Below are 12,940 nucleotides of genomic sequence, written 5' to 3'. Positions count from 1 at the left end.
CAACTGAACAGTTACCCCATTGCCGTCGTAGGCAGTTCATAACTGTCGTTTAAGTTTCGCTGTAAACAACCGGCCCGCCCCGGGGAGTGCTACTCGGAAGAGTCAGGCACGAACCGTGTGAGCAGGGCGGACCGCTGAAAGGATTTCATCACCGTGCTCCGTACTCATGACGCCGGTTCCCTCAACGCCTCGCTTGTGGGGCAGACCGTTACGCTCGCAGGCTGGGTTGCTCGTCGCCGTGACCACGGCGGTGTCGCTTTCCTTGACCTGCGTGATGCCTCGGGCATCGCGCAGGTCGTGGTACACGATGAAGCGACGTTCTCGCCGTTGCGTAACGAGTTCGTCGTCAAAGTCACGGGTGAGGTCAAGGCACGCCCGGAAGGTTCTGAGAACCCGAACCTCGCATCGGGTGAGATCGAAGTGCACGCCGACAGCCTCGAGGTCCTGAACGCTTCTGCCGCGTTGCCTTTCCAGGTTGATGAGCACGTCGAGGTCGGTGAAGAGACCCGCCTCCAATACCGCTATCTCGACCTGCGCCGTCCAAAGCCAGCCGCAAACCTGCGTCTGCGTTCCGAGGCCAACAAAGCCGCACGTCGTGTGCTTGAAGAACGCAACTTCCTCGAGGTAGAGACCCCGACGATGACGCGTTCGACCCCCGAAGGTGCACGCGACTTCATCGTTCCTGCGCGACTTGCACCAGGTAAGTGGTACGCCTTGCCGCAGTCGCCTCAGCTGTTCAAGCAGCTTCTGCAGGTCGGTGGCGTTGAGCGTTACTACCAGCTCGCTCGCTGCTACCGCGACGAAGACTTCCGCGCTGACCGCCAGCCAGAGTTCACGCAGCTCGACATTGAGGCGTCTTTCGTTGATCAGGAAGACATCATCGCTTTGGGTGAAGCGATCGTGAAGGAACTGTGGAAGCTCATCGGCGTTGAGATCGAGACCCCGATCCGCCGCATGACCTATCAGGAAGCGATGACCAAGTACGGCTCCGATAAGCCGGACCTGCGTTTCGACAACCCAATTACCGAGCTCAAGGAGTTCTTTAAGGACACCGAGTTCCGCGTGTTCCAGCAGGAATACGTCGGTGCCGTGGTGATGCCGGGTGGCGCTTCTCAGCCTCGTCGTCAGCTCGATGGCTGGCAAGAATGGGCCAAGCAGCACGGCGGTAAGGGCCTTGCCTACGTCCTCGTCCAGGAAGACGGCGAGCTGACCGGCCCTGTGGCCAAGAACCTGACCGACTTCGAGCGCGAGAACCTCGCCGAAACTGTGGGCGCAAAGCCTGGCGACTGCATCTTCTTTGGTGCAGGGCCAACCAACTCGACCCGCCAGCTGCTGGGCCAGGCACGCGTCGAGATCGCTCACCGTACTGGCATGATCAAGGACGGCGACTGGGCTTTTGTCTGGGTCGTTGACGCGCCTATGTTCATGTCCACCGCTGAAGCTGTCGCCGATGGCGATGTTGCGGTTGGTGACGGTAAGTGGACTGCGGTGCACCACGCGTTCACGGCGCCTAAGCCGGAGTTCCTGGACACGTTCGACACCGACCCAGGTTCCGCACTGACCAACGCTTACGACATCGTCTGCAACGGTAATGAAATCGGTGGCGGTTCGATCCGTATCCACCGCCGTGACGTTCAGGAACGCGTGTTCAAGATCATGGGTGTTGACGAGAAGACCCAGCAGGAACAGTTCGGCTTCCTGCTTGAAGGCTTCAAGTACGGCGCGCCTCCACACGGTGGTATCGCGTTCGGTTGGGACCGCGTGGTTTCGCTTCTCGCAGGGGAGACCTCAATCCGTGAAGTCATCGCCTTCCCTAAGACCGGTGGTGGTTTCGATCCACTCACGGCCGCTCCAGCAGAGATCACGCCGCAGCAGCGTAAGGAAGCCGGCGTTGACGCCAAGCCTGCCGAGCAGAAGAAGGACGGCAACGCAAAGAAGGACGCAGAAAAGAACGGCGCTGCAAAGTAGACCGAGACTGCTCAGTATTCATCCTGCTCAAGGATGATGACGACGGGAGGGATGCGAGTTCTAGGCTCGCATCCCTCCCGTGTTTGAAGCGCGGGGTTTCTATAGCGCGAGTTCAGCCGAATCAATGATCAAGGTGACCGGACCATCGTTGGTCAGCTGCACATCCATCTCGGCTCCGAACACACCCGTGCCGACGTCTAAACCGAACCCACGCAAGGTTGCGGCGACCTCCTCATAGAGATCAACCGCGGCCTCTGGCCGCGCAGCCTTCGACCACGACGGTCGGCGCCCCTTCCGCACATCGCCGTACAGCGTGAAGTTGCTGACCACGATGACCGGCGCGGCAGCGCTGACCGCCGACTTCTCGTCGTCCAGGATCCGAAGGTGAGCGATCTTCGAGGCGACAGCGGCGGCCTCAGCATGCCCATCATCGACGGCCACACCCAGCAGTACCAAGAGGCCCTGGCCTTCAAAGCCAGACACGACGTCGCCGTCGACCTCAACACTCGCGTTCTTCACCCGCTGCACAACCGCGCGCATATCCAACCTTTCAACATCCAGCAGTCTGAGCTCAAGCTTAACGGGGAAGCGGGGAAGAACGGAGTTGACGGCTAGGCTTGTGTAGCGATGGATCTTTTTTCTTCTGCACAGGATGACGCCAGCGAAAGCCCGGTGCGCGAGGACGACCGTCCGCGTCCGCGCCCGCCGCTGGCTGTGCGGATGCGCCCCAAGACCATCGACGAAGTTGCGGGGCAACAGCACCTCCTCGGCCCCGGGTCTCCGCTACGTCAGCTCGCGGAAAGCGACGGAGGAGGGCCCGCAGGTTTGAGCTCGCTCATCCTGTATGGGCCGCCCGGCGTCGGAAAGACGACGCTCGCGCACGTGATCGCTAACGGCCCGCATCGAACGTTCGTGGAGCTTTCGGCTATCTCCGCCGGTGTCAAAGACGTACGGCAGGTCATGGAACAGGCTCGCGCGGACCGCTCGATGCGCGGCACCACAACAGTGCTGTTCCTCGACGAGATCCATAGATTCAATAAAGCCCAGCAAGATGCGTTGCTTCCGGGGGTTGAGAATGGCTGGGTCGTTTTGGTGGCTGCGACTACTGAGAACCCATCGTTCTCGGTTATCTCGCCGTTGCTTTCCCGTTCATTGCTGCTCAAGCTCAAGCCGCTCGAACGCGAAGATGTTCGCGACCTGCTTGCACGGGCATTGGAGTCGCCGCGCGGACTCGGGAACACCGTTGAGGTTCCCGATGACGTCATGGATCAGCTCATCGATTTATCGGGAGGCGACGCACGCCGGGCTCTCACGAGCCTCGAAGCCGCCGCCGCGGTTGCTTTGGAACGCGCCCGGCACGAAGCGGAAGAATCCGACGACGACGCGACCCCGCCTGTTGTCACGCGCGAAGATGCGGAACGAGCAGTAGACACTGCGCTTCGCCGTTACGACAAGCAAGGTGACAACCACTACGACACCGCGAGCGCCCTCATCAAGTCGATCCGTGGCTCTGACGTCGATGCGGCCCTGCACTATGCTGCAGTCATGATGGAGGCGGGGGAGGACCCTCGCTTCCTCGCCCGCCGGCTCGTAATCTCGGCATCGGAAGACATCGGGATGGCCGATCCGACCGCGCTGCAGACCGCGGTGGCCGCAGCGCAAGCCGTGCAGCTCATCGGCATGCCGGAAGCCCGCATCGTACTCGCGCAAGCCGTGGTCCACCTCGCAAGCGCACCGAAATCTAACGCCGCCTACGTCGCGATCGACCAAGCCATCGCCGATGTGCGCGCAGGCAAGGGCAATGGTGTTCCGGCGCACTTACGGGACGCTCACTACGCAGGCGCGAAAGCGCTCGGCCACGGCAAGGGATATATATATCCGCATGACCACGAGCTCGGCGTCGTAGCGCAACAGTACGCCCCGGACGACCTTCAAGGTGTGGACTACTACAAGCCAACTCAGCACGGTTTCGAACGCACCATCTCACAACGCATCGAATCGCTACGTTCAATCCTGCGGAAAAACTAGCCGACAAGCCCGCGAAAGTTTTTCTCCGATACGCGTTCCTTGTCTGATAAGCGTTTCTTGTCTGATAAGCTAGACCATTGGCTGGCAAGCCCCTCACCTAGATATCCCTCACAGGGTTATCGCTGTGTGTCCTAACGGGAAGCACTGAACGTGAGCGGGTTGCAGATATGAGGAAGCGGGTTCCCTCAACTCTCCACGATCCGGAGGCCAGAACCGTGAGCTCGCAGACATACGAAAGAGGACACATTCGTGGCCAATAATCGTCAACGCAACACCGTGCGTTTGTCCCGTGCACTCGGCATCGCTCTGACGCCGAAGGCAGAAAAGTACATGGAGCGCCGTCCGTACGGCCCAGGTCAGCACGGCCGCGCACGCCGCCGCCAGGACTCTGACTACGCAGTTCGCCTTCGCGAGAAGCAGCGCCTGCGCGCACAGTACGGCATCCGCGAAGCCCAGATGACTCGCGTCTTCGACGAGGCTCGCCGCGAGGCTGGCCTGACCGGTGAGAACCTCATCGAGCTGCTGGAAATGCGCCTCGACGCTCTGGTTCTGCGCGCTGGTTTCGCACGCACCATCCAGCAGGCACGCCAGCTGGTTGTTCACCGTCACATCCTGGTCAACGGCCAGATTGTTGACCGCCCATCCTTCCGCGTGAAGGAAGGCCAGCTCATCCACGTTAAGGAGCGCTCCGAGAAGACCGTTCCATTCCAGATGGCTGCCCAGGGTGAACACGCCGCTGTTCTGCCGGCTGTCCCTGAGTACCTGGACGTCAAGCTGGATCAGCTGCAGGCTAAGCTCGTACGCCGCCCTAAGCGCGCCGAAGTTCCTGTTCAGTGTGAAGAACAGCTCGTCGTTGAGTACTACGCACGCTAATCTTTAGCAGTCGATGCCGCGGTTCCGTTACCAACGGGACCGCGGCATCGTTCTTTTATGCTGGTGCCGCTCCTAACGAATGTATTTATCTGCACGGTTCTGTGTGCAAGGTTTTGCGAGCAACGTTCGGTAGGCTTGGGAGGCAGGTACGTGTGCACACACTCGAGGAGAGAACATGAGCATTGGTGACATCGCTGGTTTGATCGCTGCAGGATTCTTCGCGATCCTCGTTATCCTTCTGGCTGTTCCAATCATCAAGCTGGGTAAGGTTTTCGACGAGTTGCGGCACTCTGTCAAGGACCTCACGGAAGAAACCACGCCAATCCTGCAGGAAACCGCGACCACTGTTCGCAACGGTAACCAGCAGCTTGAGCGCGTTGATGCGATTACGTCGAACGTTCAGGACGCAACTGCCAACGTGGCTTCTGTGACTTCCTTGACTGCAGCTGTTGTAGGTCGACCTCTGATCCGCGCCGCATCGTTCACTGCAGGTGTTCGTGCGGCTCTGACCCGTCGTCGCTCCTAACTCTTATTTTCGTCGTTGACCACGGCGTGTAACTCGTCTGTCTGTGGCCTTTACAGCGTCCTATTCTGACGCGCTGAATATCTTGTGAAGGGGAATTATGAAGAAGCTTTTTTGGCTCACGCTAGGTGTGTCTATCGGCGTGATGGCTAGCCGCCAACTGCAGCGTATCCGCACTCAGGGTGTGCGTTCGACCGCTGACTCGGTTCTCGACCGCACCGCTAACGTCGTCGAGTCCACGATCGCTGCGTTCAAGCAAGGGTCTGCTGAACGCGAAGCGGAGCTCCGTGCGGCGCTGGGCGTCGATAAGGCGCCTTCTGGTCGCCGCGCCGCACGCTGACCCACCCCAAACAACTTCAGAGCCGTGTTGAAGACACGGTCCGTTCATTACCGGGCATCCTCGCCCATTCGGAGAATCCAAACCTCATGAAATCTCAGGAAATCGCACAGCGGTGGATCGACTTTTTCGTCAAGCGCGGTCACACGCATGTTCCTAGCGCATCGCTTGTCTCGAGCGATCCGTCACTGCTGTTCACCGTCGCCGGCATGGTTCCTTTCATCCCGTACCTGACGGCTGTCGAGCCTGCGCCTTATCCGCGCGCGGTTTCGGTACAGAAGTGCATCCGCACTGCCGATATCGAAGAGGTCGGTAAGACGGCCCGCCATGGCACGTTCTTCCAGATGAACGGTAACTTCTCTTTCGGGGATTACTTCAAGGAAGAAGCGATCACATGGGCGTGGGAGTTGCTCACTACGCCGGTTGCCGATGGTGGCTATGGCCTTGACCCTGAACGTCTGTGGGTCACGGTGTACGAAGACGGCGATGACCGGGATGATGAGGCGCGCCGCATTTGGGAAGACAAGGTCGGGGTACCGTCTGAGCGCGTCATTGGTACCGGCAAAGCCGATAACTACTGGAACACTGGTCAGCCTGGACCTGGTGGACCATGCTCCGAGATCTACTACGACCGCGGTCCTGCCTACGGCAAGGAAGGCGGCCCTGCGGTTGATGAGACTCGCTACATCGAGATCTGGAACCTCGTGTTCATGCAGTACCGCCTCTCCGCGGTCCGCTCCAAGACTGACTTTGATGTTGCCGGTGAGCTCCCTCAGCGCAACATCGATACGGGCCTGGGTCTTGAGCGGCTTGCGATGATTCTCCAGGGTGTTGAGAACATGTACGAGACCGACCAGGTCCGTCCGGTTCTTGACCGTGCCGCTGAGCTCGCAGGTAAGACGTACTCCTCGACTGAGGACCCAGAGAACCCAAGCTATGCAGATGACGTTCGTCTGCGTGTCGTTGCCGACCATGTGCGTTCCGCGCTGATGCTCATCAGCGACGGAGTTACGCCTTCCAATGAGGGCCGTGGCTATGTTTTGCGTCGCCTGATTCGCCGCGCTGTCCGCGCGATGCGCCTCATGGGAGTTACCGACCCCGTGCTCCCTGAGCTGTTGCCGGTGTCGCGCGATGCGATGGCTGGCGTCTACCCAGAGGTCGCTGAGGACTACGAGCGCATCTCGCGCATCGCTTACGCCGAGGAGCGTGCGTTCCGCCGCACGATCGCATCGGGAACCGCCCGCTTGGATGAAGCGATTGCGGAAGCCAAGGGACACGGTGCAAACCTTTCGGGTGAAGACGCGTTCCAGCTGCACGACACGTACGGATTCCCGATCGATCTCACGCTCGAGATCGCGGAAGAAGCAGGCCTGAGCGTTGACACGGAGAAGTTCCGTGCGCTCATGGCCGAACAGCGTGAACGCGCTAAGGCTGACGCTAAGAAGAAGAAGTCCGGCCACTCCGATATCGCGATCTACCACGAGCTAGCCGAACAGGGCACGACGCACTTCACTGGCTACGACGAACTCGTCACAGAGTCCCGCGTTCAGGGCCTGATCCGCGACGGCGTCCGTGTTCCTGTCGCTGAGCAGGGCAGCACGGTTGAGCTGGTTCTGGAAGAGACCCCGTTCTACGCTGAGGCCGGCGGCCAGGCTCCGGATACAGGTTTGATCACGGGCGACGGCTTTGTCCTCGAAGTGACTGACGTTCAGTCGCCGGTCAAGGGCCTTTCCGTTCACACAGTTACTGTCCGCGAAGGTGAGCTCCCAGAGAACGCGCTCGTGCGTGCCGCTGTCGATGCCGAGCGCCGCCACGCTGGTGAAGAAGCGCACACCGCAACCCACTTGGTGCACGCTGCTCTGCATGAGGTGCTTGGCCCAGAGGCGTTGCAGTCTGGTTCTTTCAACAAGGAAGGCTATCTGCGTTTCGACTTCACGTGGGCTGAGGCGCTCTCGCGCGCAACCCAGTCGGAGATCGAGGAAGTAACCAATAGGGCTATCGATCGCGACTTCGAGGTCGTAACCCGCGTCATGAAGAAGGATGAGGCGCTCGCTTTGGGTGCCACAAGCCTCTTCGGCGAGAAGTACGGCGATACGGTGCGTGTTGTTGAGATCGACGGCGCGTGGTCGCGTGAATTCTGCGGTGGCACCCACGTTCCACGCACCGCGAACGTAGGCACGCTGTCTCTGCTGGGTGAGGCGTCCGTCGGCGCGGGCAACCGCCGTGTTGAAGCGCTCGTCGGTATGAATGCTTTCCGCCACAACGCAGCGGAACGTGCCCTGGTTTCCGATTTGACCGAAATGTTGCGTGTTCCTGCAGACCAGTTGCGCGAACGCATCGATCAGACGGTTCAGCGGCTTCGTGCTGCTGAGAAGGAGATCGAGAAGCTGCGCCGTGAACAGCTTCAGGCCGCATCGGCTGCTTTGGTCGATACTGCCGAGGATGTCGCGGGTGTCCGCCTGATCGCACACGATGCGGGCGAGGTTGAATCCGCGGACGACTTGCGTTCGCTCGCGTTGCCTCTGCGTGACCGCTTGGGCTCGGACGCCGCGGTTGTCGCGGTGATCGGCATCGCCAAGGGTAAGCCGATGGTTTTGGTTGCCACGAATGAGGCCGCTCGCTCCGAGGGCGTTAAGGCTGGCCAGCTGGTTCGTTCCGCTGCTAAGACCCTTGGCGGCGGTGGCGGCGGTAAGGACGACGTCGCGCAAGGCGGCGGCCAGAATGTGGATGCGATCCCTGAGGCTCTGGCAGGGATCCGCCGCGAGGTTGCCGAACGTGGCTGAACCTTTGTCGCCAGACTCTGACGCCGCTGCCGGGTGCCACGCTTTCGTTGAGCGTGGCACCCGCATCGGGGTCGACGTAGGTAAGGCGCGTGTCGGTGTTGCTAAGTGTGATCCTGACCGTGTCATGGCGACTCCGCTTGAGACGTTGCAGCGGGACAAGAAGCAACGTTCGGACCTGCGGCGTATTACGGAACTCGCGCACGAATATGACGCCGTATGCGTTTATGTGGGTTTGCCTGTCAACCTAGAGGGGGAGCACACCCCCTCGACTAAGGACGCGCTGCGTTTTGCGCGACAGCTCGAACGAATGCTTGGCACCGTGCCTGTTCGTCTTTTGGATGAGCGATTAAGTACGGTCTCGGCGCAACGGCAGCTTCACGAGGCGGGGCGTAGCATTAAGTCTTCGCGTTCGGTCATCGATCAGGCGGCGGCCGTTGCGATACTCGAGAATGCTCTCGACGCTGAAAAGCGCAGCGACGCGTGGGCAGGTCAAAGCGTCAGTGAGGCAAGCGCGAGCTAATTGCTAACTGAGCGCCGGCTGTGTCATAGCCGTCTGAATGATGTGCTTGAGCGTTGCGTTATTGGGTTCATTGCCTTTTTCGCTAGTCTTTTCGATAAGCTCAAGATGCGTTATGGGTTTGTAACCTATCTCTGACGTAAGGATTTCCAGTGACTCATACTCCTCCGGGGGGCTATCCCTCGCGCCGCGCTCGTCGGCGTGCGGAAGCGGAACGCCCACAGGGTGCTTTCCGTTTCACGGGTGTGGGACGTCACTGCGTAGTCACCGATGACGTTATTGAGATGCACTTGGCGGCACGGCTTGAGCCGGTCGCGCCATTGGATACGAACCTTGAAACGCCGCTCGGTGTCGAACTTCCGGAGGACTACGATCCGAAGGATGCTCTCGTATTTGAGCATGAAGTCGACGATGAGGTTGACGTTGCCCCGGGCGGTACCGCAACGCTTGCTGTGATTCCATCGGCCGGCCCGGTTTCGATGGACGCCACGGAGCTCGACAATGAGGCCGAGTTGGATGACCGGGAATGGTTGTCTCAGGCGGACGCTGAGGCGAGCGAAGCCGAGGCCGAAGGTGAGCACGTAGGCTTCGCCGGGGCTTTGGCCCGACACTTTGAGGATGTTCCTGTGGGTTACCTTCCGGCTGAAGACATTTTTTCTGATTCGGAGGCTGACCTGACTGAACGTCGCCGACGCCGCAAGCGCCGTCGCATCAACTTGTTTGCCTTGGTCCTGGTTTTGGCCCTAGTCGTCGGCGTGGGTAGTTTATCCCTGAACCGCTTCCTGAACATGCCTGATCCCGATTATGAAGGTAGCGGGACGGGCGAGGTCGCTGTAACGATCGAGGAAGGCTGGTCGACTCGTCAGATCGCCAACCACCTTGAGGAACGTGGCGTCGTCAAGAACGCTTCTACGTTCGTCAAGAAGGCGGGTTCGGGCTCTCCGCGTCCAGTTTTCCACCCAGGTGAGTTCACGCTCCGTAAAGAGATGTCCTCTGACGCTGCGATCAAGATGCTGACGGACCGCGAAGCCGTCACCTACTTCGCTCTGCCAGCTAACGTACGGCTCGAGGCCGCGCTGCAAGCGATCGCTAAAGGCACCAACATACCGGTGAGCAAGCTCGAAGAGTTGTCGGAGCAGCCGCAACGTTTCGGTTTGCCCGAGGAAGCTAAGAACCTTGAGGGCTACCTGCATCCGGGCGACTATCGCTTCCCTTTGAACACTAAGCCGGAAGAGATCCTGCAGACCTTAGTTGATAAGACCAAGGAAGCGCTGAAGAAGAACGGCGTAACTGATCCTGCTAAGCAGTACCGGACGTTGAAGATTGCGTCCATCATCGCTGGTGAAGCACCGCGTGATGATTACCCGCACGTCGCGGGGATCATCGAGAACCGCTTGCACAAGGACAACCGCGAGACGGGTGGCTTCCTTCAGCTTGACTCGACAGTCGCGTATGGCCTGGACAAGACGACGGTTCATTTGACGCAGTCTGAGCTCGATGACAAGAAGAACCTGTACAACACGTATAAGCATCAGGGTTTGCCGCCTACGCCGATCGGCTCGCCTGGCCCTGTTGCAATCGCTGGTGCCGCGAAGCCGGATCCGAGCGGTGACTATTACTGGGTCACGGTCAACCTGATCACGGGTGAAACGAAGTATTCGGATAACCTGGCTGAGCATGAACGCTACGTACAGGAATACCGCAAGTGGTGTGAAGATCACCCAGCCGAGTGCAATGCCTGACGCGAGTGCAATGCCTGATGCCCGTGCTTCAGTCCGTGCCGCGGTGATCGGCGATCCTATCGATCATTCGCGTTCCCCTGATCTGCACAATGCAATGTCGCAAATAAAAAGCGTGCAGATGCACAACGCGCAGGCCCCCAACCCCATCGATCTCGAATACACACGGGTGCAAGCCCAGCCTCATGATGCGTCTCGTTTAGCGTCGATGTTACGCACCGAACCGGGGTGGGTCGGCCTGTCGGTCACGATGCCGATGAAGAAGGCCATGGTTCCGTTCATGGATTCGGTTTCGGACCGGGTCGCTTTGACTGGAGCGTTGAATACGGTTTCGGTTCGTCGTGGGCCCGATGGCGCGGTTGCCTTGGTGGGGGACAACACAGATGTCGATGGGATCCAGCAGGCCTTGGTGCGCGCGGGCTTTGATCCGGGGCGGCTCATGCATGAGCCTGTTGTCATCTTGGGCGGTGGCGGCACGAGTGTCGCCGCGGTTGCCGCTGTCATGGAATGGGAAGCCAGCCGCGTCATAGTTGCCGTCCGTGATCCGCACAAGGCTCGCGCTGAGATGGCGAATATACTCGAGGCTTTCGGGCCCCGGCTCGAACTGTGTGAGTTGATTTCTCTCGCTGACACTCAGATCAAGCCGGCCGTCATCATCTCCACTTTGCCGGCCCCGGGCATCGAACAGTGGGGGCACCTAGCCGTGCATCTTGCTTCGCCAAACGCATTCCTGCTCGACGTCGCGTACGCGGGCTGGCCGTCGGAGTTGGCACAACTGTGGCGTGACCAAGGTGGGGTAGCTATCCACGGCCTAGCGATGCTTGTTCACCAAGCCGTGGAACAGGGGCGCCGTTTCATCGGATTTGAGCCTGACGAGGCGTCGTTGGCAACGCTTTGTGACGTAGTGGGAATCACATCAGACGGTACGAACACGGTGGTTGTGGGATGATGGCACAATGTTGCGTTGGCTTACAGCAGGTGAATCCCACGGTAAAGCTCTGGTTGGCATCCTTGAAGGTCTGCCGGCCGGTGTAGAGATCACGACGCCTGAGATTCAGGCGGCGTTGGCTCGCAGGCGGCTCGGTTACGGCCGTGGTGCTCGGATGAAGTTCGAGCAAGATGAAGTCACGTTGCTGGGTGGAGTCCGCCATGGCGTGACGATGGGTGGGCCGGTCGCTATTGAGGTCGGCAACACTGAGTGGCCTAAGTGGCAGGATGTCATGAACCCGGATCCGGTGGATCCCGCGGTTTTGGAGGGCAAAGCGCGCAATGCTGCGCTGACTCGTCCTCGCCCGGGTCACGCTGATCTAGCGGGTATGCAGAAGTACGGTTACGACGAAGCTCGCCCGGCTCTCGAGCGTGCGAGCGCTCGCGAGACCGCGACGCGTGTGGCTTTGGGTGCCGTGGCTTCGAAGTTTTTGGAAAGCCTCGGCATCGAACTCGTGTCACACACGACTGCAATCGGTACCGTTGCGTCGCCAGCCGACGCTCCGCTTCCTTGCAAGGCCGACGTCGAGTCGCTAGATGCTGATCCGTTGCGTTGTTTCGATGCTGAGACCTCGAAGCGCATGGTCGCTGAGGTTGATGCCGCGCACTCTGAGGGCGAAACTCTCGGTGGCGTGGTTGAGGTCATCGCTACTGGTTGTCCAGTAGGTCTTGGATCGTTTGTTCACTGGGATCGCCGTCTTGACGCGCGTCTTGCGGGCGCGCTTATGGGTATTCAGGCGATCAAGGGTGTCGAAGTGGGTGACGGTTTCGAGACCGCGCGCCGCCGCGGCTCCCAGGCCCACGACGAGATCGCTCTTGATGCGGATGGCCACGCGGTGCGTTCGAGCAACCGTGCAGGCGGTATTGAAGGCGGCATGACCAACGGAGAACCTGTGCGGGTTCGTGCCGCTATGAAGCCGATCGCAACGGTTCCGCGAGCGCTTAGCACGATTAACGTTGCAACAGGCGAGCCAGCGAAGGCTCATCACCAGCGGTCGGATGTGTGCGCTGTCCCTGCCGCTGGCGTTGTAGCTGAAGCGATGGTTGCTTTGGTTCTTGCTGACGCGGTTCTAGAAAAGTTTGGTGGCGACTCTGTGGAAGAGGTCCGCACGAATATCTCTAACTATCGTCAGGTCGCCGACGATCTTGCTGCCAGGGCCACCGACCAAGAATAAATCTTCAACT

At 59.9% G+C, this 12,940-nt stretch carries 11 protein-coding genes; 10 read left to right on the top strand and 1 reads right to left on the bottom strand.

The genetic code is table 11. The annotated features are described in order from the left end of the window. The first annotated feature begins 153 nt into the window (after positions 1-153). On the top strand, positions 154-1,968 hold the full coding sequence (gene aspS, locus JOD50_RS09000; protein WP_204881258.1) for an aspartate--tRNA ligase: 1,815 nt from the start codon (positions 154-156) through the stop codon (positions 1,966-1,968). Positions 1,969-2,067: 99 nt separating this feature from the next. Here aspS and dtd read toward each other — a convergent pair whose 3' ends face one another. Next, on the bottom strand, positions 2,068-2,508 hold the full coding sequence (dtd, locus tag JOD50_RS08995; RefSeq protein ID WP_204881257.1) for a D-aminoacyl-tRNA deacylase: 441 nt from the start codon (positions 2,506-2,508) through the stop codon (positions 2,068-2,070). 87 nt (positions 2,509-2,595) lie between these two features. On the opposite strand from dtd, the gene JOD50_RS08990 reads away from it, so the two are divergent. The 9 genes from JOD50_RS08990 to aroC all read left to right on the top strand — a co-directional run bounded on the left by JOD50_RS08990 (position 2,596) and on the right by aroC (position 12,930). Continuing rightward, the gene (locus JOD50_RS08990) at positions 2,596-3,996 is read left to right on the top strand and encodes a replication-associated recombination protein A (protein WP_204881256.1); all 1,401 of its coding nucleotides are present in this window, start codon (positions 2,596-2,598) and stop codon (positions 3,994-3,996) included. A 249-nt stretch (positions 3,997-4,245) separates the two neighbouring features. After that, positions 4,246-4,869 carry a 30S ribosomal protein S4 gene (rpsD, locus tag JOD50_RS08985; protein WP_035755153.1) on the top strand — a complete coding sequence of 208 codons (624 nt, stop codon included), beginning with the start codon at positions 4,246-4,248 and terminating at the stop codon, positions 4,867-4,869. A 175-nt stretch (positions 4,870-5,044) separates the two neighbouring features. Next, positions 5,045-5,395, top strand: coding sequence for a DUF948 domain-containing protein (locus JOD50_RS08980; protein WP_101629360.1), 351 nt, complete (start codon positions 5,045-5,047; stop codon positions 5,393-5,395). A gap of 97 nt (positions 5,396-5,492) precedes the next feature. Continuing rightward, positions 5,493-5,732, top strand: a complete 240-nt coding sequence (locus JOD50_RS08975) for a hypothetical protein (protein WP_204881255.1) — start codon at positions 5,493-5,495, stop codon at positions 5,730-5,732. Positions 5,733-5,818: 86 nt separating this feature from the next. Then, positions 5,819-8,512, top strand: coding sequence for an alanine--tRNA ligase (alaS, locus tag JOD50_RS08970; RefSeq protein WP_204881254.1), 2,694 nt, complete (start codon positions 5,819-5,821; stop codon positions 8,510-8,512). Continuing rightward, on the top strand, positions 8,505-9,032 hold the full coding sequence (gene ruvX / locus JOD50_RS08965) for a Holliday junction resolvase RuvX (RefSeq protein WP_285329882.1): 528 nt from the start codon (positions 8,505-8,507) through the stop codon (positions 9,030-9,032). Before alaS ends, ruvX begins: the two co-directional genes overlap by 8 nt. 149 nt (positions 9,033-9,181) lie before the next feature. Next, positions 9,182-10,771: an endolytic transglycosylase MltG gene (gene mltG / locus JOD50_RS08960; RefSeq protein WP_204881251.1), complete on the top strand. Its 1,590-nt coding sequence runs from the start codon at positions 9,182-9,184 to the stop codon at positions 10,769-10,771. Then, a complete protein-coding gene (locus JOD50_RS08955) occupies positions 10,740-11,717 on the top strand; it encodes a shikimate dehydrogenase (RefSeq protein WP_204881250.1) in 978 nt (325 codons plus the stop codon). Before mltG ends, JOD50_RS08955 begins: the two co-directional genes overlap by 32 nt. 7 nt (positions 11,718-11,724) lie before the next feature. Then, positions 11,725-12,930 (top strand): chorismate synthase, encoded by a 1,206-nt coding sequence (gene aroC / locus JOD50_RS08950; protein ID WP_204881249.1) that lies wholly within the window; start codon positions 11,725-11,727, stop codon positions 12,928-12,930. Positions 12,931-12,940 lie beyond the last annotated feature (10 nt).

Origin of the sequence: Pseudoglutamicibacter cumminsii, assembly GCF_016907775.1 — a bacterium.
Taxonomy (GTDB): domain Bacteria; phylum Actinomycetota; class Actinomycetes; order Actinomycetales; family Micrococcaceae; genus Pseudoglutamicibacter; species Pseudoglutamicibacter cumminsii.
Note: the sequence above shows the minus strand (reverse complement) of the source record. Positions and strands in the feature narration are given on the sequence as shown.